The sequence below is a fragment of the Methanosarcina sp. 2.H.A.1B.4 genome (genome assembly GCF_000979385.1).
Taxonomy (GTDB): domain Archaea; phylum Halobacteriota; class Methanosarcinia; order Methanosarcinales; family Methanosarcinaceae; genus Methanosarcina.
Window position 1 is genome coordinate 92,265 of sequence record NZ_JJOV01000090.1, and the last position, 25,409, is coordinate 117,673.

21 protein-coding genes are annotated in these 25,409 nt (G+C 42.7%); 8 read left to right on the plus strand and 13 right to left on the minus strand.

The window, feature by feature from the left end:
• Window positions 1-53: 53 nt before the first annotated feature.
• From EO92_RS15010 to EO92_RS15055, 12 genes are all read right to left on the minus strand, one after another.
• A complete protein-coding gene (locus EO92_RS15010; RefSeq protein WP_048172800.1) occupies window positions 54-3,236 on the minus strand; it encodes a type I restriction endonuclease subunit R in 3,183 nt (1,060 codons plus the stop codon).
• Between the two features lie 439 nt (window positions 3,237-3,675).
• Window positions 3,676-5,619, minus strand: a complete 1,944-nt coding sequence (locus EO92_RS15015) for a tetratricopeptide repeat protein (RefSeq protein ID WP_048172803.1) — start codon at window positions 5,617-5,619, stop codon at window positions 3,676-3,678.
• 666 nt (window positions 5,620-6,285) lie between these two features.
• Window positions 6,286-6,690, minus strand: coding sequence for a hypothetical protein (locus tag EO92_RS15020; protein ID WP_156165853.1), 405 nt, complete (start codon window positions 6,688-6,690; stop codon window positions 6,286-6,288).
• A 15-nt stretch (window positions 6,691-6,705) separates the two neighbouring features.
• A complete protein-coding gene (locus tag EO92_RS15025; protein WP_235283366.1) occupies window positions 6,706-7,938 on the minus strand; it encodes a restriction endonuclease subunit S in 1,233 nt (410 codons plus the stop codon).
• Window positions 7,935-8,891 (minus strand): hypothetical protein, encoded by a 957-nt coding sequence (locus EO92_RS15030; protein ID WP_156165854.1) that lies wholly within the window; start codon window positions 8,889-8,891, stop codon window positions 7,935-7,937. Before EO92_RS15030 ends, EO92_RS15025 begins: the two co-directional genes overlap by 4 nt.
• Window positions 8,884-9,414 carry a hypothetical protein gene (locus tag EO92_RS15035; protein ID WP_048172811.1) on the minus strand — a complete coding sequence of 177 codons (531 nt, stop codon included), beginning with the start codon at window positions 9,412-9,414 and terminating at the stop codon, window positions 8,884-8,886. Before EO92_RS15035 ends, EO92_RS15030 begins: the two co-directional genes overlap by 8 nt.
• A gap of 382 nt (window positions 9,415-9,796) precedes the next feature.
• A complete protein-coding gene (locus EO92_RS15040) occupies window positions 9,797-11,350 on the minus strand; it encodes a class I SAM-dependent DNA methyltransferase (protein WP_048172819.1) in 1,554 nt (517 codons plus the stop codon).
• A 319-nt stretch (window positions 11,351-11,669) separates the two neighbouring features.
• The gene (locus EO92_RS15045) at window positions 11,670-12,656 is read right to left on the minus strand and encodes a hypothetical protein (protein WP_048173001.1); all 987 of its coding nucleotides are present in this window, start codon (window positions 12,654-12,656) and stop codon (window positions 11,670-11,672) included.
• Window positions 12,646-12,816, minus strand: a complete 171-nt coding sequence (locus tag EO92_RS17965; protein ID WP_156165855.1) for a hypothetical protein — start codon at window positions 12,814-12,816, stop codon at window positions 12,646-12,648. The genes EO92_RS15045 and EO92_RS17965 overlap by 11 nt, the downstream gene beginning before the upstream one ends.
• A 25-nt stretch (window positions 12,817-12,841) precedes the next feature.
• Window positions 12,842-13,264 (minus strand): N-acetyltransferase, encoded by a 423-nt coding sequence (locus EO92_RS15050; RefSeq protein WP_048161939.1) that lies wholly within the window; start codon window positions 13,262-13,264, stop codon window positions 12,842-12,844.
• A 395-nt stretch (window positions 13,265-13,659) separates the two neighbouring features.
• The gene (locus tag EO92_RS17970) at window positions 13,660-13,827 is read right to left on the minus strand and encodes a hypothetical protein (RefSeq protein ID WP_156161264.1); all 168 of its coding nucleotides are present in this window, start codon (window positions 13,825-13,827) and stop codon (window positions 13,660-13,662) included.
• A 446-nt stretch (window positions 13,828-14,273) separates the two neighbouring features.
• Window positions 14,274-14,696 carry a nucleoside 2-deoxyribosyltransferase gene (locus tag EO92_RS15055; RefSeq protein WP_048132437.1) on the minus strand — a complete coding sequence of 141 codons (423 nt, stop codon included), beginning with the start codon at window positions 14,694-14,696 and terminating at the stop codon, window positions 14,274-14,276.
• Between the two features lie 233 nt (window positions 14,697-14,929).
• On the opposite strand from EO92_RS15055, the gene EO92_RS15060 reads away from it, so the two are divergent.
• The 7 genes from EO92_RS15060 (at window position 14,930) to EO92_RS15090 (ending at window position 22,513) form a co-directional block, all read left to right on the plus strand.
• Window positions 14,930-15,430 (plus strand): type IV pilin, encoded by a 501-nt coding sequence (locus EO92_RS15060; protein WP_235283367.1) that lies wholly within the window; start codon window positions 14,930-14,932, stop codon window positions 15,428-15,430.
• A 104-nt stretch (window positions 15,431-15,534) separates the two neighbouring features.
• Window positions 15,535-16,548 (plus strand): N-acetyl-gamma-glutamyl-phosphate reductase, encoded by a 1,014-nt coding sequence (argC, locus tag EO92_RS15065; RefSeq protein ID WP_048172821.1) that lies wholly within the window; start codon window positions 15,535-15,537, stop codon window positions 16,546-16,548.
• A gap of 74 nt (window positions 16,549-16,622) precedes the next feature.
• Entirely contained in the window at window positions 16,623-17,087 is a 465-nt protein-coding gene (locus EO92_RS15070; protein WP_048172823.1) for a CBS domain-containing protein, read from the plus strand.
• Window positions 17,088-17,102: 15 nt separating this feature from the next.
• Window positions 17,103-18,290, plus strand: coding sequence for a bifunctional ornithine acetyltransferase/N-acetylglutamate synthase (argJ, locus tag EO92_RS15075; protein WP_048172825.1), 1,188 nt, complete (start codon window positions 17,103-17,105; stop codon window positions 18,288-18,290).
• A gap of 291 nt (window positions 18,291-18,581) precedes the next feature.
• Window positions 18,582-20,057 carry an ADP-specific phosphofructokinase gene (pfkC, locus tag EO92_RS15080; RefSeq protein ID WP_048172828.1) on the plus strand — a complete coding sequence of 492 codons (1,476 nt, stop codon included), beginning with the start codon at window positions 18,582-18,584 and terminating at the stop codon, window positions 20,055-20,057.
• Window positions 20,058-20,211: 154 nt separating this feature from the next.
• Window positions 20,212-21,678: an ADP-dependent glucokinase/phosphofructokinase gene (locus EO92_RS15085; protein ID WP_048172831.1), complete on the plus strand. Its 1,467-nt coding sequence runs from the start codon at window positions 20,212-20,214 to the stop codon at window positions 21,676-21,678.
• Window positions 21,665-22,513 carry a DNA-3-methyladenine glycosylase gene (locus EO92_RS15090; protein ID WP_048172833.1) on the plus strand — a complete coding sequence of 283 codons (849 nt, stop codon included), beginning with the start codon at window positions 21,665-21,667 and terminating at the stop codon, window positions 22,511-22,513. Before EO92_RS15085 ends, EO92_RS15090 begins: the two co-directional genes overlap by 14 nt.
• Window positions 22,514-22,588: 75 nt before the next feature.
• Here EO92_RS15090 and cca read toward each other — a convergent pair whose 3' ends face one another.
• A complete protein-coding gene (gene cca, locus EO92_RS15095) occupies window positions 22,589-23,953 on the minus strand; it encodes a CCA tRNA nucleotidyltransferase (protein WP_048172836.1) in 1,365 nt (454 codons plus the stop codon).
• Window positions 23,954-24,493: 540 nt separating this feature from the next.
• Between cca and EO92_RS15100 the strand changes: the two genes are divergently transcribed.
• Window positions 24,494-25,213, plus strand: coding sequence for a queuosine precursor transporter (locus tag EO92_RS15100; protein WP_048172838.1), 720 nt, complete (start codon window positions 24,494-24,496; stop codon window positions 25,211-25,213).
• Window positions 25,214-25,409 lie beyond the last annotated feature (196 nt).

Genomic DNA, 25,409 nt, shown 5'->3' on the forward strand with positions numbered 1-25,409 from the left:
CCGAAGTCTACACTGAAGAAATCAGATTAATGCAAAAAAAGTTAAATATGAATTTATGCTGCCCGAATTGCCGCCGAAACCCCCGCATCCCTGCAAATCATTTCAGCCTGCTTGAGGATATTTTCAGTAGCGAGTTTCTGCATGTCCGGGGGATAGCCGTACTTTTTTAACAGCCGTTTTACACTGACTTTCATCTTTGCCTGGATGTTTTTTCGGAGGGTCCAGTCAACACCTGCGTTTTGCCTGATGATTTTTACAAGTTCTGCAGCCATGAGCTTTAATGTCTCATTGCCCAGGACATCCACAGCGCTTTCATTGTCCGCAAGTGCGTCATAAAATGCGACCTCCTCTTCGCTGAGGCCAGCTTCTTCACCTCTTTTGTCGGCTTCGCTTATCTTTTTTGCCAGGTCGAGGAGTTCTTCTATGACCTGAACTGTATCAATGCCCCTGTTTTTGTATTCGTTGATTGCCCGTTCAAGCATTTCGGCAAAAGACTTCCCCTGAATCAGGTTTCTTCGCGACCGTATTTTGATTTCGTCGTAAAGCAGTTTTTTCAGGACTTCGTATGCAAGGTTCTTTTGTGGCAGGTCTCTAACTTCGGTGAGGAAATCCTCAGAAAGTATCGAGATATCAGGCCTTTTTATCCCAACTGCGTCAAAGACATCGATGATTTCTTCATTTGCAATCGATTTTGAGACAAGCTCTTTTATTGCCGAATTCATTTCATACTTTGATTTTGCAGGTTTTCTGTCCACCTTTACAAGAATGGCTCTTACAGCCTGGAAATATGCAAGTTCGTCCCTTATCCGGTCTGCCTCAAAATGCGGGACTGAGAGGGCGAAGGCTTTGGAAAGTTCGGTTACGTGCTGGATGAAGCGCTTTTTCTCCTGCGTCCTTTCATCTTCCGTCCGGCCCTGTGAAAGGATGAAATCCGCTCCTTCCCTTACGATTGTAAGTTTTTCTTTCGGGGATGTTGAAAAGATACGCATGTAATCAAAGCCGTAGAACATGTCCTGCACGATTTCGTATTTTTCGAGCATCAGCTCAACGGCTTCGTCCTTGTAGTCCGCAGGACTGCCCCGGCCTCCGCTTCGCGTGTAGTTTGCCATGGCGTATTTGAGATCGTAGAGGAGCCCCACATAGTCAACTATAAGCCCTCCAGGCTTGTCTCTGAACACCCGATTTACGCGAGCTATTGCCTGCATGAGGTTGTGCCCCTGCAGCCATTTCAGAAAATACATGGTGTGCAGGCAGGGAGCATCAAAACCTGTAAGCCACATATCGCAGACAATGACCATGTTCAGGGAATCAGCCGGGTCCTGCATCCTGTCCCGGATCTTTGTCCTGCGGCTCTTGTTCCGGATATGCGGTTGCAGAATTTCGTCATCTGCGGCACTGCCGGTAATGATCACTTTTATTTTGCCTTTAAGGTCGTCCTCACTATGCCATTCCGGACGGAGGGCGGTTATTTCGTTATAGAGATCAGCGCAGATCCGCCTGCTCATGCAGACGATCATGCCTTTTCCATCCATAGCGTCTTCAAGCCTTTTTTCGAAATGGAAAACAATATCGTATGCAAGTTTTTTCAGGTTATCTTCACTTCCGACCACGACTTCAAGCCTTGACCAGCGAGACTTGAGTTTTTCGGCTTCGTATGAATCCCGGTCGTCGGTTATTTTTGAGAACTCCGTGTCCAAGGTCTCTCTTGCCTCTTTTACAAGGTCAAGCTTTGAGAGACGGCTCTCATAGAAGATGCGCACCGTAACTCCATCGTTTACAGCCTGCTCAATATCGTAAATGTCTATATAGTCCCCAAAGACCGCAGGAGTGCTCCGGTCATCGAGTTCGATGGGTGTGCCGGTAAACCCGATGAAAGACGCATTGGGGAGAGCATCTCTCATATGCTTTGCAAAGCCGTAGGAAATTTCCGCAACTTTTTCATATTCCACAACCCTTTCCCGGAATTTTGCATCAAACCCGTACTGGCTGCGGTGGGCTTCGTCAGCAATTACAATAATGTTTCTCCTTTCCGAAAGGGTCGGAAACTGGTCTTCTTCATCTTCGGGCGAGAACTTCTGGATCGTTGTAAACACAATCCCGCCCGAGGCAACTGCTAGGAGTTCCCTGAGATGTGCCCTGTTTTCTGCCTGCACAGGCTGCTGACGCAGGATTTCACTGCAGCGGGCAAAGTTATCAAAGAGCTGCCCGTCAAGGTCGTTTCTGTCCGTAAGCACGACAATGGTCGGGTTGTCGAGTTCAAGCGCCAGTTTTCCCGTGTAAAAGACCATTGAAAGGCTTTTTCCCGACCCCTGCGTATGCCAGACAACCCCGCATTTCCTATCCCCTTCAGGCCTGGAAGCAAGTTTCGTCTTCTCCACAGCCCTGTTTACGGCATGGTACTGGTGATATCGGGCAAGTTTCTTGATAATTCTCCCCCGGTCGTCCTCAAAAACAATAAAGTGCCTTATAAGGTCAAGGAGAATTTCCGGCCTGCACATCCCCCTGAGCAGGACCTCCATTGGTGGTACCTTAAAATCCGCAACCTTTTCCCCGTCAACCGTCTTCCAGGGCACGAACCACTCCCGGTTCGAAGTGAGCGTCCCCGCCATTGCATCCTGCCCATCACTTATCAGCAGAAACGAATTGTACCGGAAAAGCGCCGGAATTTCTTTTTTGTAGGTCTGGAACTGCTTGTAAGCATCCCAGATAATTTCTTCATCCTCAAACCCGTTCTCCTCGTCCGGCCTCTTTAACTCGACAACCACAAGGGGCAGCCCGTTAACAAAGAGTATGATATCAGGCCGCCTGTTGTTTCCGTCCTCTATGATGGTAAACTGGTTAATTGCAAGAAACTCATTTTCCAGAGGTTTCCCAAAGTCAAAAAGCCAGACCTTATCATAGACGGTTTCCCCATCCTGACCCTGAAACTCAACATCAACCCCATTTACCAGCATATTGTGAAAAGCCCGGTTGTTGTGTACGAGGTCCTGACTCTCTTCCCGAAGCACCTTTTTTACTGCCTCTTCCCTGGCTTCTGACGGAATTTTCGGGTTCAGCCTGTCAACTGCAGCTCTGAGCCGGTGCGGCAGAACGACGGTCCCGAAATCGTTCCTTTCAGCATCCTCTGTTTCCGGCGCAATGTCCGGGCCGTAAAGGTAATCGTAGCCAAGCTCGGAGAGGATTTCAAGGGCTGCAGCTTCAACTTCGGATTCGGGAATGATGGTGGGAATAGACATTTCTCCTTTATGTGTTGTTTTTTTGTCTGGTTTTTCGGGGTTTGCCTTTTTCAGGGCAGTTTTTTGCTTAAAAGAGAGGTTCTGTCTTTAAAACACAAGTCTAAAAATTATAATTGTGTATCCCGGTAAATTTATTTAAGTGTAGCTATTTCGTCGCGTCCCTCTTTCGAGAAATACAAAATCCGATTCTCTGGCTGTCTGTGGTACCTGCCCTCCAATGAAGAGTCGGATTTAAACTTTTGATCGATGCCGATGAGTTCCCATGCTTTTGAATTTGCAAAACACTAATCTGGATTAGTAATAATCGTGATTAGTACTTTTGCTAGCGATTGAAAATAGCTGAAAATGAACCTTCGCATAGCTCATTTAATATATTTTTTCTGTCATCGGCACAAGCAAGTGATTTAAAATTGATTTTTATTATACACGTTTTTTTCTTTTATGATTTTTTTCTCGTCTGGTTAAGCTCATAAAGATATTTGAATCCGTCTAGAGGAGTCGATATATTATAACTTTGATCCGGATTGCCATTTTTTTGTCCGTTTTTATTTTCTTTCTTATTCTTCTTTTCTTTTTCTACAATAATTGGTCTTGGTTTTTGAACTGGAGCAAGATACTTTATTCCTTTTATGGGACAAAAAGACTTGCAGATGGCTTCAGGAGCTGCTCTTCTTTTTCTAATAGTGCAGTAATATTCTTCATATTTAGCACACCTTACACAGCAGAAGGTAAGGTCATTCAGCTTTAACTGAATCTGTTCAATTAAAGAGTCCCTGAAACCCTGGTTTGCCTGATACTTGAATTTAGGGTAAGGAATGTTTTTTATTTTGCAATAAATGGTGCTCGGAGCAGGAGGGTCCCAATCGTCGTAAGGCTCAGTTAACAGGTTTCGATACCCAATCTTCTCAGAGAGGCTCTTAGAACATACTGGACAGCACTGGTAAATACTTGTGAATTCTTTTTTGCACCCTGGACAGATCCTTATTTTTTTCTTGTATTGCTCATAACAATTTTTAGCATCCTCGTATTTTCTTAGGTTCTCAAGGACGAGTCTTTTATTATTCCAGAATAGAGCATTTTCAGAGTCTAGATTCAGGGCTTTGTTGAAGCAGTCAAGGGCGCTGTAATAGTCTCCCTGTTCCTTATGGATAAGCCCTTTGTAGTACATGGATTCTGCATTATTGGGGGCAATCTCGAGAACCAGGTCAAAACAGATTAATGCTTCTTTGTACTGTCTCAACTGTTTGTAAGCAATTCCTTTGTGAATGAATATCTCTTTACTGATTTTTGTGGCAATTTGTTGGGCTTTCTCAAAATAGTTTATTGCTGCAAAACTCTTTCCTATCCTGACAAGTGCAAAGCCCTTGCTGTCAAGAGCATAAGTATTTTGTGGGGATTTTTTCAGGACCTGACTCATGATATTAATTGAATTCTCATGTTGGCCGTTGTTGAAAAGTGCATTAGCTTTGTGAATTATTATTTTTTGGTTATTTTGATTGAGTTTTAAACACTGATCAAAATATTGAATTGCTTCTTTTGACCTTCCTACTGAATCAAGCGCAAGCCCCATATTGTTGATAGCATTCAAATAACTTGATCTGAATTTTATAGCTTTTCCAAAACAGTTGATCGCTTCATCATACTTGCTAAGTTTTGCGAGGGCTTCACCTTTGTAGTTCAAGAGTTCAACGTTTGTTGGCTCTATTCCCAGCCCCTTGTCAAAATACTCTATCGATTTGCGATTCCTTCCTACCTTACTAAAGGTAAGTCCCATAAGTTTCCACAGCTCGGCATCATCAGCATCAACTTTAAGGGCTATTTCGTAGCAAGCTGACGCTTTCTTATAATCCCTCTGGTGTTCTAAGACATTGCCTTTGAGTTTTAGAATTTCAGTATTTTTGGGTTTTAATTCAAGAGCTTTTTCATAACACACAAGGGCATCTTTATAGTCTCGAATAGCTACGAAGGAAATTCCTCTTTTTTTCCAGGTATCAAAATGATTTGGTCTGATCTCAAGGGCTTTCTCATAAGCAAGTAATGAATCTATATAATCGCCAAGTTTAAACAGAGTTTCTCCTTTTCGATTCCAGGCGCTGACGAAATCAGATTTAACACTCAGACAGGCCTCATAAACATGTAAAGCTTCTTTATATCTTTTAAGTTCGAATAGAGCGTTTCCCTTGTTAAAAAGAGCTTCAGCATCATTGGGTACTATTTCCAGAACTTTATTATAAGATTCTATAGCTTTTTCAAATTCTCCGAACTCTAAAAGAATCTCTGCTTTATTAAACCAGGATTCAGTATCTTTTGGATTTTTCTTTATCTCGTTTTCATACTTTTCCAATTCAAAACGTAGATCTTTTGTGTCTGAATCCTTTTTCATAGCCTTGTAAACCCCTGTTGAGGAAAAATAGTCTAAATAAAATATCAGATTCAAATATATAAGGCAGCTATAATTATTCAAAAACGATAAATTATAATAATAGTGTACTTAATTTAATTATTCAAATTTATGGTGAAATGTTATTATTACTGTATTTTAATAACTCAAGGTCTACAAAATAAATAATCTTTTTCGAAAGGAAATTTCACAAGAATTAGAAAAAAACACTAATCTTGATTAATATTTTTGATAGCGCTTAGAATAGTGGAGATAAACCAGCTCTTGCTGTTTTAATATATTTTTTCTGTCGACGGCGCAGGCAAGCATTTCGAAAAACTAGTTGAATAAAACGGAGTCGGCAAAAAGAATTGATTTGAATTAAAATCCGGCAGGCGGCTTGAAGAAATGTTTTTTTCGAAAACCGGGGGAACCGCATTAGCTATACCGGGTCGTTTTTGTCACGCTCGACGTAGGAGAGCGGTTTTTCTGTGAGATAAGAAAAGAAGAAATAGAATTTGTTATCTTTACACATAGAATTAGATTCAAAAATTCCATGAATGAAAGTTCTATTTACAATGTTTATGTCTTTTTATAATGCATAAATCTCAAAACGATGCTGTAAAAGAGCAAACGAGGTGATATTTTTATGAACTTTAATCAAAATATTCACCTTTCACTAATTCGTCCTTTAGATAACAAATAACCAATAGCTGCACCCAAAAATCCTACAATTGCCTGCCCCTCAATAATTCTAACGTAAGCAAGGATTCCGGCCATAATTATGATAATAGCAGTTAAAACATACATCCCGACCAGGTTCCATTTACGCTCAGTAGTTCCTCGTTTGCCCCAGTTTTCGAAGATTTGATGTGCTTCTTCCCATCTAATTTTTTCGATAACTGTCTGCCAGTTTACTGCTGGATTTAATTGTCCTTTTTCATCGACCACGTAGCTGCCTGGCTTTATTGGACAAAGTACTCCTTCTTTATCTACACAATAGACGCCCGGCGCAGACCTTAAATCCTGATTATTTTTGTTTTCTTCATTTTCAGGTTCATTTGTGGTTTCCATAATTGTAAGCTCCATTTATTCTGAGTTCGTTGAAACCCTAATTTTTCCTGATATAAGTTTGGGAAGAAGAGAGTCACGAATTTGAGAAAGGTTATTAAACTCAATGCTATTACAAAATATTTTGTCTATTATTGGTCCACCAATGTCATTAAATCGTGTAATGATTTCTTTAGTTGGAAATGCTGTTAACATATTTTTTAGGTCTCTAGATGTAACATGACCAAGACCTGTGGTTTGCTTGTTTCTTGCAATTTCTATAAAACTATTTTTGAATTTTTTAAGTAACAGAAATATAAACTCTTTTTCTTTCCCCTCATAAGGCACTACTCGGAAAGTATGTTGATTGAGCCATCCAGTTCCACCTGCCCACAAAAATATATCAATAGAAGTGTCTGGACTACCAGACCAGGAAAATAAGATTTCCCCGTTAGTTATTCGGTACTTTTTGTCTAATTCTTTTTTTGTAAATTCAGTCTGAGATGTCACTCCATTTTTCAATTCACTTATTTTGATAATAGGTAGTCCCTCTTGATTTGAAGAAAAGTCTGCACTTTTAAAAGCCGCCCCGTTTATGTATTGAGCACAATCATAAAGTGGTTTTACTCCCCACCCCTCCGGAATCTCTCCCAATTCCGAATCTACCATCCTGCCGCCGCTTGATTTGTAAGGGTTTCCGTTTTCATCCGGGAACTCGAAATCGATGAACCAGCGTTTGAAGAGGGTTTGGGCGATTTGTTCGAGGGTGGAGTTCATCTGGTTGTTGAGGTCGATTTTGTCGTCAAGAGAACTTAGATATAATGAAATTTTTTGTTGGTGTTCTATAGTTTCAGGTACAACTACTTCAATTGGATGAATATAGTTTCTGTTCAAACTTGGAACAGCACTTCCAGAGTTATATTTATTTAAATCTAGAGTCTTCAAAAAGTAATATGTAAATTTTGGATCTGAATTATGAAATTCTTTTACAAATAATGTTGTGTTGAGTGGCCAGTAGTTTTTTTCTATGTACAAAGGTTCTCCTATGTTCCCACTTCTGCCAATCGTTACTCCGGGTCCTTTTGCTTTAAATTCGGTATGGTAATCGACAATACCATTGGAAGCTACGACAGGATAATTTCCTTTTTTTCGACTATTTTTTGGCAAATCATGTCCTCTTTGAAAAGTAACCAGTTTTCCAAGAGTGATTTTGTGAAATCCTTTAGGAATTCTTTCTTTTCCCATTTCTTCTATTTCAACCGGAGTTTTCATTTGAGCACCCTCATAACATTTCCGTTTTCAAGGACATGTTTTTTGTTCAAACTCCGATTATATCTTCCTGAAATACTTTTTATTAAATCTTTTACTGCTTGCTTTTCGTTTCCTTCCGGTAAAATTAACTTTCCATTTTCATGATCTAATTCAAAACAAATTCTTTCTTGAACTTCTTCCTTCAGTTCTCTTAATACTTGAAAGTCTATCTCATTAATATAATCTTTAAATGAAGGATTTATTAGCATTGATTGTAGTGTCCTGTCATTTTCTACAAAAACTTTTATTTTTGTAAGACTTTCCCCATCAGTTGAGAATATCTCAAACGTTTCGATAATTAACAAGGCTTCTCTTTTTTCTTCTTCTTTCATATCAAAAATCAATTTGAAGTTTTCTTTATCGAAAATTATCGAATCTGATGCGTCTTCAGAATGTTTAAAGATTAAATCTGCTTTGTCATCTATCTTAAATTCTTTTTCTTCCTTTATCTCATTAAAAATAGATTCTCCAAAATAAACGTTATAAACACCTTTTTTATTAAGAACACTTGAAGGAGCTGTTCTTCTTATCTGGCCGTATGTGGTATTTCCTTTCTTAAGGTAAATCATAAATCCAACTAAATGTTTTTTGATCTTGTCCAGGTCATTCTCATTTTCATTAAGTGTAAACGCTTTCTGCTCAAAATACTGCCAATTTTGGAGGGATCTTAAGTCAACTGATTCAAGATTTTCCAATGGAATCGAAGGATTATACGGTACAATCGTTTTTCCTACAATACTTTGAAAGTTTTTCTCAAGCCACTTTAATAAAGTTTTGGATATTTCTTTGCTGGTTGCTATGTTCAAAAATGTATATCGTGTAGTTCCTTGATGACGATATTTCTTTATAAAGCAAATTTGAGGATAATCTTTTTTTTCTAATTCTGGTAATTCTATATTCACCATTTTACTCATCTTCTTCCATCAATAAATTATTACTTAGCTTTTTAATTCTAATAGATTTTTTTCTGTTTGAATGAACTCTTTTACTTAATAGAAAATATTTTTCACTATGGAGTTCCACTTCATAAACATTGTATTTGAATACGATTTTCAATAGTGGGTTTATGCAAAAAAGAGATGTTTCGATGTATAGGTAATATATTATCAAAAATAAAATTATTAAAGAGACAACATTATTCAAGTTAATATCATTATTTGAATTTGTGAGGGGTACACATAAAGGAATAATATATGTAACTATAAAACTAAGTGTTTCAGAGTTTTTTTCTGAAATAATATTTATTTCTTCTACTCTAGGGGCTATACTAGCTATTTCTTTGAACAATAATCTAGTAGGAATGTAACTTGAAAGAAAGAGTATTATTAAATATGCTAATAATTTTATGTTAATATCAAGGTTTTGAACTAACAGTAAAGCTGCCAGAGGTAAATATGCGAAATAAAATAGTATAGTTTTAGATACAAAACTCAACATTTTTACACATTTCCCTAAACACAGATTTATTAATTATCAGTTTCTTTAGTCTTAATTTTATTACTATTTTTACTCTTTATGGGAAAGGCCGCTCGCTTGGCGAGCGGACAAGACACGTTAAAGACAGCTATTACGGCTCCCCTGGTTTTGAGTTCACTTAATCTTTTTTCCGGCGCTTGTTGGATAGTCTTTTGAGGTAGTCTTTTGGGGTAGTTTATTTTTTCCCTGGTGCTTCGATTCCCAAATAAATCCATTATTTGGTGAAGGATTTGTTGATCACGAGATGGATTTTGAAGTTTAGGTTTATGGATGTAATCTGGAATCGATACACTAGTTTTCTCCCTAGTTTTCGCCCTGTTTTTGGATTTCTGACCATCTTTCTTCAGAGCTCATATCCAAGCCCTGCCAGATTCTCCTTTATCTTCTTTTCAAGCTCCTCAGATTTCCTGAACTGTTCCGAAAGTTCAGCAGTCAGCTTCTCCATTTTCTCTTCAAATTCCTCATCGTCTTCTTCGGTTTCTTCAAAACCTACATAACGGCCAGGGGTCAGGATGTAATCATGCTTTTCGATCTCTTCAAGGGTTGCAGCTTTACAGAAGCCGGGGACATCTTCGTATTTTCCGCTCTCGACTTTTTCCCCGCGCCAGGCGTGGTAGGTGTCGGTAATTTTCCGGACTTCTTCGTCCGTAAGTTCGCGGTGGGTGCGGTCTCTCAGAACTCCCATGTTCCGGGCGTCAATGAAGAGGACTTCTCCACGACGGTCGCGAAAACCGCTGTTCTGCTTGTTGCGGGCAAGGAACCACAGGCAGGCCGGGATTCCTGTATTGTAAAAAAGCTGGCCGGGAAGGGCTATCATACAGTCAACAAGGTCGGCTTCGATGATATTTTTCCGGATCTCGCCTTCACCGGAGGTATTTGAGGACATGGAACCGTTCGCCAGGACGAAGCCTGCAATCCCGGTTGGGGAGAGGTGGTGGATATAGTGCTGGACCCAGGCGAAGTTTGCATTGCCTCTGGGTGGGACTCCGAATTTCCAGCGGGCGTCTTCAGCCAGAAGTTCGCCTTTCCAGTCGGAATCGTTGAAGGGTGGGTTTGAGAGAATGAAGTCGGCTTTCAGGTCTTTGTGCAGGTCATTATGGAAAGTGTCACCCCATTTGATTCCGTCATTGTCTATGCCCCGGATAGCGAGGTTCATTTTGCAGAGGCGCCAGGTGGTCTGGTTTGATTCCTGGCCGGAAACGGAGATGTTTTCAAGGCGGCCGTCGTGGGCTTCGATGAATTTCTCGCTCTGGACAAACATTCCTCCCGAGCCGCAGCAGGGGTCATAAATTCGGCCTCGGTAGGGTTCGATCATCTCTACAAGGACCCGGACAATGCTTCTCGGGGTGTAGAACTGGCCGCCGCGCTTGCCTTCTGCATCTGCAAACATGCCGAGGAAATATTCGTAGACTCTGCCGAGTACGTCTTTGCTGCGGCTCTCCTTGTCACCGAGGCCGATCGTGCCCACAAGGTCGATCAGCTCACCCAGGCGCTGCTTGTCAAGCCCTTCCCGCGCGTAGTTCTTCGGAAGCACGCCTTTCAGAGTGTTATTGTCCCGCTCGATTGCGGTCATGGCGTCGTCCACAATTTTTCCTATGGTGGGTTGCTTTGCGCTTCTTTTCAGGTGGCTCCAGCGGGCCTCGGGAGGCACCCAGAAGACGTTTTCTGCAAGGTATTCTTCCGGGTCTTCCGGGTCAGCACCTTCCTCGACTTCCGAGAGTAGTTTTTCGTGCATCTCTTCAAAAGCATCCGAGATGTATTTCAGAAATATCAGGCCGAGTACGACGTGTTTGTACTCCGCTGCGTCCATGTTGTTTCTGAGCTTATCCGCTGTCTGCCAGAGTTTTTCTTCAAAACCGAGGTTTGCGCCGTTTGAGCTTGCTGTGTTTTTTGCCATTGATGATCAACACTGTAATGATGGCTTATGATGGCTCAGGATAAGCCGTGAACTGTTATAAAATTGCTGATTATGAGCAGTGGTCAGTGCTTTACATATTGTAGTTTACATAGTGCAGTGATCTATCAGACGCTGCTGTATTTTTAGACAAAAGACCCCTTTTCAGGCAGTGAATCATAATTTTCCTGATGAAAAATGATTTATCGGGTAAGTTGCCCTCATAAAAAATATCTTCGGATAAAAAATATCTTCGGATAAAAAAGCTGTCCGGCTTTTCACCTGTTTATAACCGGATCCTTATACCCAGCCCCGTTTGCAATCAGTTTATTTTCTCGATCAGGGCGAGGAAGTTTGCTCTTAATCTTTCTTTTGTGGAGTCCGAAAGGTCATTGAGTTTATCGAGGGTTCTTAGTGCCTGTTCAAAATAGGATTTTGCAAGGGCAGGGTCCATTTCAAGGTAGGTTGCTCCCATGAAAACGTACAGGTAAATGAAGTCGTCGTATTTCTCAGTGAGTTTGGTGTAAAGTTCCTGAATCTTCCCAAATTCACCATTTTCTGACAGTTCGGAGATGTAAAGTCCTGTAAGTTCGTAAAACTCCGGGCCGTTTTCCAGCAGGAAATCGAATTTTTCAGGGTCTTCCATTGAAAGGAACCTGCTTTCTACTTCTGCCATCATCTCTTCTTCGGTCAGCTCTTCTCTTTCATCCCTTTCCTCTACTTCATTTTCTTCTCCATATTCCTCTACAAATTCGAAATAATCTTCCTCGTCCCCTTTCATGAGAATGAGTTCCGCGTGTTTATCGGACAAACCCAGTTTAGCAGCAAGCTGTTTTATGCTCTTCTCATACTCTTCATTCTCTTCTTCTGTGAATAGGTTCATGACGTAAGCTACCCACTTTATGTATGCCTGTTCATCTTCCATCCATGATCTGTTCTCGATAATCTCTAAAACGTAGTCTATTACCAGCTTCAATTCATGGTGGGTAACTGGTTTTTCGTTAAGGAGTTCTATCAGGTTTTTGACAATTTCTTTTTCAAGGTCCTGTTTAAAAAAAGAAAAATCTTTGTTGTCGTTTTTTCTGATATTCTTTAATGCCGATACTGCATCCCTATCCTTTATTTTCCTGTCAGCCTCGCAAAAATGCCTGGCAATTGAATATTCTGTTATTCCTATATGCTCGGCGTATTCATACTCTATACCCTGCAGGCTTTTTATCTTCTTTACTTCCGGCGTATCGGGTGCAAGATGCCGAAAAAGTGAATCTTCTCCCCCTTTAATGGATCTATCTCCAGTTTCATGGTCCATCGCTTTTCTCTCCTTTACTCCTTGCCTTCCTTCCTTCTTCTCTTTCTTTTTTCTTCCTTCTTCTCTTTCTTTTTTCTTCCTTCCTTTTCTTTCGTGACACTCCATTGTGTTCAGTAAGTGCCCTTAAAACTGAACATGCATCAAAGCCTTCATACATCAAAGTCTTGAAGCCCCGGATTGGAACTTTATTCCCACTCCATCAAAATCTGGTAGCAGCCCGTATGCTCATCAACCTCTTCCCCGGCTGCTCTAAGCCCGCTCTTTTCATAAAAGAGGATAGCTTTTTTGTTATCCCTGTAGACCTTAAGGGAAAGCCTACCTTTCAGGGCTTTTGCGTACTCGAGAAGAGCTTTCCCTGTTCCTCTCCCCTGCGCTTCGGGAGCTACGAAGAGGGCACATACCCTCTCTCCGGCAAGCGAAATAAAGCCTGTAATCTTTCCTTCCTGTTCAAAAACATAATTTTCTGCAAGAGGCAGGTACTTTTCCTTCATTGCGGATTTATAAGAAGCCCAGAAAGAAGCTGGCATAAAGGGGTGGGCAATGATGGATGCATCGTACCAGATCCTTACCATCTCTTCAAGGTCTGTTTCCCTGTAAGTTCTGATCAATTTATCCGATTCCTCTCTTTTGTTAGGATTATTTTATTGATATAAAATTAAAATTATATCCTTATATCTTGGATGGTGGAATCTATTGGGCTATGTGTTAATTTCTCAGGCTACATACTCATCTCCGGTTAAGAGGCTCCTGCTGGAAAAGTATCCGGTTAACAGATTCCACGTGGAAAGTTCAGTTTATTCAGTTTAATAAGTGCCAGACTGGAGAATTCAGGTTACAGGATGGTGTTGAAAAAAGGATCGGTACATTATGTGTCAGTTATGCAGAAAAGAATGAACCGAAAGTGGTTCGGCCGAAAAAGGGCTTTGAAGAAAATGGTCCGAGTCAAAAAGAAAAAGTCGGATAATTTATTTTCGGATAATTTCTTATCTTTGATTCTTATCTTTTAATCTGACTCGATCTGCCTGATCAAGTTACTTGCATATCTTTCGGATATTTTCACCTGCGGGTTGCAGGGTACAACCTTTACCAGTTTCCCAAACCGGGTCACGTACATCTCGGGCCCGTGTGATGTCTTCACCTTTGTGAAAGTGTATCCTTTTGGAAAGGTCATTTTCTTAACCTCCTATACATAATATGTCGGGCCTGCCATATATACATTTTTCAAATTAATAATCATTATATTTTATGGCTGCGGACGTTGAATCTTTTTTAATAATTATCTCATTTGAGGGATAATATATATAAAATAAAAACGACTATTTGTGAGTTATCTGTAAACCTAAAGGTTATTTTTAAGACTCAGTTCACAGGCTTTATCCCTCTCTTTTTTTGCGAAATGATTTTAGAAAACGGCAAAGGGACTTACCTTTAATGGTAAACCGGGAAGACAAATTGGGAAACAAATGAGACAAATCAGATAAATGAGACAAATAAGATAAATGAGACAAATAAGATAAGTGAGACAAATAAGATAAATGAGACAAATAAGATAAATGAGACAAATAAGACAACTCAGATGTGCACCCGGTTATAAACATACAATAAAAAAGAAATAAATTATCGGAATTTTTCCGTTACTTTCAGCAATTCTTCTTCATCTTTTGCCAGGGAAACGATAGCCATTTCCACCATCAGGTTCACGATTCCGTCCGAAAGCTCCCTGAAATCAGTCCTGAGTCCTATAACAGGTTTTCCTTTTGCATAGGCATAGCCTATCTCCCAGGCTGTCCCGGAGTCCACGTCCACCCCGTCAAGGATTGCGACAACAAGGTCTGAGGTATCAACGCCTTCCACGCATTTCCTGAAGATACATTCCTGGTTCTGTCTTTCGCGCTCCTGTGCCGCATCTTCTGCATCTTCCTGGGGCAAAAAAACGGAAAAGCCATTGTTGAGCAGCATATCCTTCAATTTCAGGTTGTATTCGAGTTCGGCATGCGTGAAGAGTGGGCCTGCAAGGTATATTATCTTTTTTTTGCTCAAGTTTCTTTCCTCCTGTCACTCCGGAAGTCAGCACTTATAATAATTTTCTTGCAGGAAATAAGGTTGATAAAGGTAAAATAGTTTGCCTTTTACTACAGGTTTTTCATATCTTTGCTCTTGATTGAAGCTGATATGAACCTGCCCGGAACTGTCTGGAATAAACTTATATATCTAGAAATTTAAACTACACTGTCTTAATATTATTTGTACGATTTTTCTATTCAGGGGGTAATATGATGACCAAAAATTTTTCAGTAGTCGCGTTCTCAGATGAAAAAGGAACCGCTCCTGTTATCGGGACGGCACTCTCAATTGCAATTGTTTTCATTCTAGCAGGCCTCGTTTCAGCAGTTATTTTTTCGGGATATGCAGATTCCTTCCACAAAGGGTCACCAGCAGCAAAACTTACTGTTTATTTTTCGGATGATGGCAGTTCACTTGAGTTCAAACATGATGGGGGAGATCATCTATTTTTCGATAGTTCTTCACTATCTGTTATTATGGATATTAATGGAACTTCATACCCGCTCAATGACTCAGCATTGGGCACCCTTGGAGTCGGTGAAATCAGAACTCTTGATCTGAATAAGAGTGAGGAGCTGCCTGCAATGAAACTGGAGCCTGGAGATAGGGTTTCTGTAAAAGTGGTTGATTACGAAAGCGGTGCCCTTATTGCAAAGCGTGAACTTGAGGTCAAAAGGCAGATGGTTATAAAGCCGGAATTACCTTTATGAGTGTATTCTTTTCCCCGGTCAACAGCCCTTAGAGCCATCTCTCTGGTTTTTTCGATAACAAGCTTAATTATCTTGTATTGACATTACACTGGCAGTGAGTACTTATGATTAAGGCAGGAATTATAGGAGCTTCCGGATATACAGGAGGAGAACTCCTCCGCTTACTGGTAAACCACCCCGATGTCAGGCTTGAGCTGGCAACTTCGCGGAGTCTTGCAGGAAAACCCGTAACAAGCACCCACAGGCATCTCGAAGGTTTTCTGGACTTAAAGTATGAAAATCCGGATCCCGAAGAAATCAGGGAGCGCTGTGATGTTGTGTTTGTGGCGGTGCCTCACGGGACTGCTATGAATTATGTACCTGAACTGCTCGACGGCAGCACAAAGGTGATCGATCTCAGTGCAGACTACAGGCTTGATATCCCGGTATTTGAAAAAATTTATGGAATGGAGCACAAAGACCCCAGGAAAACAGTTTACGGACTGGTAGAACTTCACCCTGAAGCTGCAAAGGAAGAGCTTGTGGCAAATCCGGGCTGTTTCCCTACCGGAGCAACCCTTGCAGCAGCCCCTCTTGCGGCAGCAGGGTTAATCGATATTGCAGTCTTTGATTCCAAAACAGGGATTTCAGGGGCCGGGATTTCGCCTACGGCAACCTCTCATTATCCGAACCTCGCTGAAAACATTATTCCGTATAAGCTTACAGCCCACAGGCACAGGGCTGAGATTTTCCAGGAATTGACAAGACTGGACGGAAAACTCAAGAACATCAGCTTCACTCCTCATGTGATCCCATCCGTCAGGGGGATCTTTACAACTGCTCATCTCTTTACGAAAGAGCCTCTTTCTACTGAAGATGTGCAGGGGATTTATGAGGAGTTTTACAGGGGCAAACCCTTTGTCCGGCTTCCGGGAGGAGTCCCTTCCCTTACTGCGGTCAGGGGATCTAACTTCTGTGACATAGGTTTTGAGGCAGATAAAGAAAATAACAGGGTTGTAGTGCTCTCGGCAATCGATAATCTTGTCAAAGGCGCATCAGGGCAGGCTATCCAGAACATGAACCTTATGTTCGGACTGGCTGAGACTCGCGGGCTCTGGCTGCCTGCGGCAGCGCCGTAAAGGTAGAACAGGCGAGAACATATAACTGGTGACGGATTAAAATAAAGAATGGAATTTATCTCTGGGGTAGTCCGATGAAAGTAAAAGATGTCATGAATTCTGACGTTGTCTTCTGCAAGCCTGACAATACAGTCCGGGAAGCTGCAAAAGTCCTGAAGGAAAACAATATCAGTGGAGCTCCTGTCCTTGAAGATGGACAGCTTGTAGGGGTAGTAAGTGAGGCTGACCTGCTCGAGCTACTCGTAATTCCAGAAAAAGGAAACCTCTGGCTTCCAAGCCCTTTTGAAGTCATAGAGGTCCCAATAAGGGAACTCCTTAGCTGGGAAGAAACTAAAAAAATGCTTTCTGATGTTGGTTCTACAAAGGTTGAAGAGATGATGACAAAGGACGTGCACACAATCTCTTCAGAAGCATCTGTTGAAGAAGCCTCCGAACTTATGGTCAGGCACAGGATCAACAGGCTTCCGGTCATGGAAAATGACCATGTGGTTGGAATTGTCACGCGCGGAGATATTATTGAAGGCCTTGCAAAGCTTTGAATGAGGAGTGTTTTCATGAAGCAAATCGAGGGTGGAATATGTGCAGTAAGGGGCGTAACTGCAAACGGGATAAAACCCGGAAAAATGGGAATTGCGGTCATCCTTGCGGAAGGCCCTGCAGCAGGTGTTTTTACAAAGAATAAGGTGGTTGCAGCTCCGGTTATTCTGAGCAAAAAATTGATCGAAACCGAGCAGAGGCTTTCGGCTATAATTGCAAATAGCGGGAATGCCAATGCTTTTACAGGCGATGACGGGTTCCTGGATGCTATAGAAATGGCTTCTACGCTCGCTGAAAAGCTTGACCTCGATCCCGATACTGTTGCCGTTGCCTCAACTGGGGTGATTGGCAGAAAGCTTGACGTTTCATGGATCAGGGAACATCTCCCTGAAGTCCTTGAGGGGCTTGGCAGTTCCCCTGAATGCAGCCGGGCAGCTGCAAAGGCGATTATGACCACTGATAAAACCTTAAAAGAGGCGGCTGTGGAACTCGACTGCGGGGTCAGGATAGGGGCAATTGCAAAAGGTTCGGGCATGATCGAGCCCAATATGGGGACCATGCTCTGCTTTGCATACACCGATGCAAAAGTGCCTGCAGATGTCCTTGATGCGGCTCTCAGGAAAGCTGTGGATAAAACCTTCAACATGGTTGTTGTCGACGGCGATACAAGCACGAATGATATGGCGCTTTTCACCTCCACCTGCAAGTCCGGAGTCAAGCCCTGTATGGAGTGCCTCGACGAGTTTGAGGATGGGCTGATTTACGTGTTCACGGACCTTGCAAAAAAGATGGCAAAGGATGGGGAAGGAGCCACGAAACTTATCGAAGCCAGGGTCATAGGCGCAAAAACTTATGAAGACGCCAGGCTTGCTGCAAAATCTATTGTACGCTCACCTCTGGTTAAGTCCGCAATCTTCGGGAAGGACCCCAACTGGGGCAGGGTTGTAGCTGCTGCCGGATACTCGGGTGCCGAACTTGAGCAGGAAAGGCTTTCCCTATCTTTCTCAGGAGGGGGAGAAGAAGTCGAACTTGTGAAGTCCGGAGAAATTTCCAGGGCTTCAGATCTTGCGCTCCTGAAAAAGATTATGGCAAATGAGGAAATTATCATTACCCTTGACTTTGGAATGGGAGAGGAGTCGGCAACTGCCTGGGGTTGCGACCTGACTTACGACTATGTAAGGATTAATGCAGAATATACTACATGATGTTGAATTCAAATCAGCCTTGCCTGATTATGTAAAACATACAGCACGATTTCGAATTCAGATCATTCTGACCTGCCCTCAGGTTTCCAATCTACACAAAGTTAAATAAAATAAACATAAAATGGGAAATAGGGAAAATATACGCAGGATAACTAGGGTACTCAAAAACCCTGATTTACTTTCCTTTATTTTCCTTTATTTTGATTTATTTCCCTTTATTTTCCTTTATTCAAGGTCAATTAAACTTCTTAATTCCGGATACTTTGTTTTATTCCCAGGGGGTTTACGTAAGTGGACATAGAAGAATGGGAACAGCGTCACAAAGAAGCGTTTTACGATGCAAAAGAAGCACTTCCTTATCTGGACGGGATGTTTGTAGCTTATAACAGCAATATCGATGCTATCAGGCACCTGACTGAAGAAGACCTGTCAAAGCTTGTCGGGCTTTTTGATGAGGCTGAAATTCAGGACAGGGTTGCGGTATACCCTAGAGAGATTGCAGAACCTCTGGACTTTGTTGCCCGCTTGCTCATTTCCATGCGGGAAGGGAAAGCCGCAGAAGTGCCTGCATATACCGCAGATACTCATGAATGGCTGAAGGAGCACCTGGGTTTTGACTATGCCCGCATGGGCGGCCAGGCAGGGATTATTTCAAATCTACTTGCCCGGTTAGAGCTGAAAAAGGTGGTAGCTTATGTTCCCTGGCTTTCTGAGGAACAGGCAGAATACTTTGCAGCTACGGGTAATCTCCTGCACCCTATGGTGGAAAATGGAAAAGTCTTCCTGAAGCCCCCGGGAGAGGCCTTCAAGCCCGGGACCGGCTCAAAGGTTAACTGGATCTTTGAATATTCCAAAGACCTGAATGTGACCTGCGCCGGGAGCACTTTCAAGGTACCGAGGGATAACCGCCTGATCATTTCCTCCCGCCCAAAATGGCTCCGCCTGGATATGGATAAACAGATTTACGAACACCTTGACTCCCTCCTCCCGGTTGACGGGGCAATGCTTTCCGGTTATCAGATGATTAAGGAAGAATACGAGGATGGGTCCACCTATAAAGATTACGTCGAACATTCCGTAAAGGTTATTGAAAAGCTGAAGTCCCTGAACCCAGAACTCCGCATTCATGTGGAACTTACATCCATCCAGAACCGGCTGATAAGAAAAGCTATCCTTACGGAAATTGTTGCCAGGCATGTCCATTCCCTGGGCCTTGACACCGTGGAGGTGGCAAATGCCCTGAACGTGCTGGGATATGAGGAACTATCATATTCCGTGATCAAGAAAGGAGAAAACGGGATTATGTCCCTCTACCAGGGGGCTGTCCAGCTCATGAAGGACCTGGACCTTGAGAGAGTCCATGTACACTCTCTTGGCTTTTACATCTGCATCCTTGCAAAAGGCCACCCTCTAACCCTGAAAGAACAGAGGGATGCCCTGCTCTTTTCCTCGGTTCTGGCAGCTGCCCAGGCCCTCAATGGAAATATCGAGAACCTTACGGAAGCCGAAGCCGGGCTGGAAGTGCCTGTCTCAGTTAAAGGGTTAGAAGATCTCGAAAACTTCCAGCTCTACTGCACAGGGAGAAAGCTCTGTAGTTCGGATGAGTTTGAGTACGGATATATCTACGGATCGGACCATGATGCTGTTCTCATCCCTTCCAAGGTAGTAGATAGGCCTAAAGCTACGGTAGGTATAGGAGATACGATTTCAGCAGGAGCTTTTGCTGCCATGCTTGCGAAGATGAAACAGAAACAGGCAGGAAAATAAGCTCTCTGAAAGTTCTCTACAAATAAATTCTCTAAAATAAGCCTCATGAGGCAGATTTTTTATCTGCCTCGCCTTGTAATATATCGAATAATTCCCAATCCGAAAGCCTGAAAAAGAGGCTGCTTTTCCATTTGAATCTACAGGAACCGGTTAGATGAACATACTTTGCGGTTATAATGTAAACATAGATTCCGTATACCGGATAAGCGGAGCCGAAATCTCGGAGCTGCTGAGTGCTTTTGACAGGACTGAAATCCTTGAAAAAATAGAAAACCCTCCCGGAAAAATCCTTTCGGAATCCGATTTTGCGGCAGGGCTCGCCTATTGTATGAAAAATGGGTGCGGAGCTGAATGGCTTGTTTTTGAGCAGGATGTATTTGAGTTTCTGAAGAACCGTTATTTCGATAAATCCCTTGTAAGGATGGGCGGAAACGCAGGGATAATGGCAAATGTGCTTTCCGAACTGGGGGCGTCGAGAGTAGTCCCGAATGTTGCAGTTCCTTCAAAGACCCAGCTTTCTCTATTCTCCGAAAAAGCAGTATATTTCCCGGATGCTCCCCTTCAAACAGAGGAAAATCCAGAGGAAGAACCGGGAAATAATACCTTTTCTTCTTCTCCTTCTTCTTTCAGCAACCAAGACCCCATACATTTCGTTTTTGATTTCTCCGAAGGCGAAACTTTTTCCCTTTACGGCACTGAGGTCAGGGCTCCGAGGGAAAACCGTTTCATAGCAACCTGCGACCACTTAAATTTCAGGCTCTTTACCAGCCCTGCCTTTGAGAGCTATGCCCTGAAGCATGCCGGAGAGATGGACGGTGCACTGATCTCAGGTTTCCATCTCCTGCTTGAGACCTATCCTGACGGCAGCACCTATAAAGAGGTCCTTGAGAATTCTTTTGCCCAGCTTAAAGCCTGGAAGGCAGGGAATGAAAATCTCAGGTTTCATCTGGAATTCGGGCATTTTGCCAGCAGGGAAATTGCAAATGCTGTCTTTCTGAAGTTTGCCGGGACCTCATACAGCATCGGAATGAACGAGGACGAGCTTGCAATGCTTCACAACCTGCACGGAATTCCGGCTGAAGGGATTTTGCGTATGGAAGCCGAAGCTGTAGGAATGGCAGCCTGTAAACTTGCTTCCCGACATGAGCTCGGCAAACTTTTCATTCACACAAGGGAGTTTGTCCTGGTTGCCTTTAAGCCGGATTCCGGAAACTCTGGTGGTTCTGAAATTTCGGATGAGGGTGAGATTTCAGGGAAATGGGAATACAGAAAAAGCCCTGCCCTGTTAAAAGCAGCCAAAAAAAATCTTGAAGCCATAGGCTTCGGGCTCAGGTGTGCTGGAGCATATGCGGCTTCAGGCAAGCTCGAAGGGCGGGAATTTGTAGAAAAGGAAGCTTCAAAACTTCAGGAGAGCCTGTTTGGAAGGCAGCAGCTGCAGCTTTTCCTTGAAGCATTCGGCGGAGAAACCTGTGGGCAGGGCGCTTTTGCTCTAATGGAAGGCTACATAATCTGTATACTTCCCACACTGCTCTGCAAATCTCCTCTAACTACTGTGGGGCTCGGGGACACGCTAACTGCAGGAACTTTTCTAAGGGGGCTTGAACTGGATGTACAGTCTTAAACCTGTAATTTTTAACCTTGACTGTACCCTCGACTGCGGACAGGTCTTCCGCTGGAAAATGGAAGGAGATTGGTGGACAGGAGTTGTCGGAGACCAGGTTATCCGGCTTTCCCGGGAGGAAGACAGCGGGGAACTGCTGGTTGACTCAAAACTCCCGCCTGAGTTTTTCACTAATTATTTTCGTCTGGATGATAACCTGTCCTCAATTTATGAAAGCATAAACAAAGACCTATTGATAAACAGGGCGATCAACAAATACAGAGGCCTGCGCCTGATAAGGCAGGACCCCTGGGAATGCCTGATTTCTTATATGCTCGCAACAGCCTCAAGCATCCCCACAATTCAGAAAAGGATCTGCCTTCTGAGCCAGTTTTTCGGACAGGAGCTCGAAGAAGGATATTTCAGTTTTCCGGACTCCGAGGCTCTTGCAAATGCAGATCTGTCCCTGCTTGACAAATGCAAGCTCGGCTTCAGGGCTGAGCGCATAAAAGAGGCAGCCAGAGAAGTGGCTTCAGGCGAACTTGACCTTAACGTCCTCTACCGTCTGGAGTACAGGTACGCGCGGGAACGCCTTATGAGAATTCGCGGCATAGGGGAAAAGGTTGCTGACTGCGTCCTTCTTTTCGCTTTTGAAAAAATGGAATCTTTCCCCGTAGATACCCACGTCAGGCAGATTATCCAGCATTACCACATCGATGACAGTTACTTTGAAACCTGCACAAACCTGAGTTGTATGGGAGAATGGGGGCGGGAATACTTCGGCCCCTATTGCGGGTATGCCCAGCAGTACCTCTTTTACCAGAAAAGGATGGAGGGGTTTGTCCCTCTGTATTAATTTCTCTTTACTACCTCTTTTTTATTAATTTCTTTTTAAGCATTTTCCTTAGAATCTGATGAATAAAAATTCTTTTTACAACCATTTCCTCAAAAAAACCCTGAAATCCGGGTCTTTTAGCCTGTAGATCGCTGCGTCTTCAATGACCTCAAAGCCTTCACTCACGCTGCTATGTACATGTTTTCCGAGGGAGCAGTTTACAAGCTGCTCTTCAAGGAGCCCTTTCGCAGTCGGGTATTTGCGCTGGATTTCAAAGACGTACTTTCCTCCTTCGATATAGCCTCCGAAAACATTTTCAGCCCCTTCGTACTTGGCTTTGAACTTATCAGCGTGTTCTCTGACCCAGACCGGAGGCCCGATTCTTTTCTTGACGTTGGGGAGGGTGCCTGAGATCAGTTCGAGCATGATTACGGTCTCGGGGTTCCCTGACCATACCCCGGTTTTGATCACTGAAAAATCGTATTCATTCAGGAGGGCAGCTGTAGCCTGTTCCATTTTATAGAGCTGCGGATAGAGCACGTCTTCGACCACGTCCGGGGTTTTGAAGACAACTGCAAGCTGGGAACTTTTCCGGCTTTCCAGTTTCTCAAGAAGTTCTTTATCTTCAAGCGGCAGGAGAGGGGCAGGGAAAAATAATTCGAGTTCAGGGTTTGCCAGAAACTCCCTGCAGTGGTCTATAAACATGCAGAATTTGTCAAGGGAGAGGGCTGCTGCAACATTCCGCTTCGGGTCGGTCGGGTCTACTATAACAAGAGGTTCGTTATGTCCCATTTCCGAGTGTTGCATAATGTCTATTTTCTGTCCGGGTTTCCAGGTACAGGCTGCTTTTACAGCATTTTCGAAAGAGCCGTAGTGAATGATCAGGAGTTCGGTCAGGTAGCCTGAAAAGCCCTGCGTCCTCAACTCCGAGCCGTAGACGCCGCCTCCGCGCATGAACTGCTTCATGAGCAGAACCTCGTCTTCCCGCCCTTTTATGTGGGTTTTTACGAATTCATTGTGAAAAGGCGTCCTGTCAACTGCGGATTTGAGCTGGCATGCCGAAGCAACCCGGAAGCAGGGGACAAGGTCCACGTCAAAGCCTTTGAAAATAATGTTCAGGTAAGGATGTTCGGCATGGCGGTCTTCGGCATGTTCTGCGTGTTTTGCCACTTCCCTTGCAATTTCCATGCCACTGATTTCCAGTTCTTTTCTCTGTGTTTCTTCAGGAAAGCTGATAAAAACATCAATATCATGGGTGCCTGAGAGCCAGGTGCCTCTTGCAGCAGAACCGACCATTTTTACTAAAATATCCGATACACAAAGTTTCTCTGCTGCCGCTATTACCTCTGCGGCAAGTTCCTCCTGAACTGCTGTTAGTTTTTTTCTTTCGGCTTCCGTGGGTTTAACCTTTTCAAGTACGGCAAGCTTCAGGTCTTCTGGAATGCTGGTGTACGTTTCCATGCCCGGGACGGCTCCATATATTATTTCTTGATTTTGAAGGTAAGTTCTTGATTTCAGATTGATTCTTGATTTCAGATTGATTCTTGATTTCAGATTGATTCTTGATTTCAGATTGATTCTTGATTTCAGATTGATTCTTGATTCTGATATTAGTGATGATTCTGATATTAGTGATGATTCTGAGATTAGTGATGATTCTGCAGTTAATTTGTGATTCTACAGGTCAGAAATCTTCTCTTTTAACTTATAATTTATGGATCTCCGGGTAGAATTTTAAAAAGGATGGCTATTTCCCAGATTGGAGGGCTGAGGAACCTCTCGAGCGGGATGAATTCTCGGGTATAAAGGTATTCTCCGGAGACTCCGGGGGTACGAATATATACACACTTTAAATAAAATGGGCAGTATTTCTATTTCCCGAATCTTGCAGGTTTGCAGATTTACCTTCTCTTAATTTTTAGCTCATTTCATGTCCTTATCATTCTATTTCAAGTCTTATCGGTTCATTCCAAGCTCTATAAAACCCGGTTGTGTTAAAAAATGTTCGTCTGGCTGTACTGGATTATCACTCTAACAATTGCTACCTATGCGTCTGTTTATGTTATCAAAAAAATGCCTGAAAACGGTTTTACCGTGCTGACGGCTTTCTATGTGGTTTATCTGGCGGCTTCCCAGGTCCTTGCCACTCGCATTATTGTATTTGACCTTGGTTTTTACTCTTTCTATGCTCCCGCGGCAGTTTTCATCTATCCTTTTATTGCTCAGGTAGTGGATATGATCAATGAGGTCTATGGGGAGCGGAGAACACATATCTCTATTTTCATAGCTTTTGCGACTCAGGTATTATTCGTGCTCTTCATAGGCATGGTCTCAAATCTCAGCCCGGCTCCTTTCTTTGAGCTGGAAGATGCCTGGAAGAGCCTCTTTGGGCTGAGCATCAGGATTACAATTGCAAGCTGGGTCTCTTTTATGGTCTGTTCGAACCTTGACGCCTGGGTCTTTGCATCCCTTAAAAAACGTTTTTTTGAAAAAGAAAAGAACTTCAAGCACGATACCCTGATAAATCCTTACATCTGGCTCCGTTCAAGTGCAAGTGACATTGTAAATCTCACTCTGGATTCTCTGATCTTTGTTTTTATTGCTTTTTATGGAGTTATGCCAGTTCTCCCTCTGTTTATAGGGCAGCTTATCAGTAAGAATATAATCGGTTTTCTGGATAATCCCTGGTTTGTGCTCTACAAAAAAATGCTTGAAAAGTAAAATATACTGCTTAACGGGAAAAAATGTAATATACATTTTATATCCCTCACAATTTTACTTTTTTAATCTCTTTTAGCTCACAAATTCTCCTGCCTTTTCCATTATTTCTTATTTCGTTTTTCATTTAATGCTTACAATTACCCAAAAATCTTTATCTTATCCATACAATATCTTTAACTGTATCTAGTTAAACGTT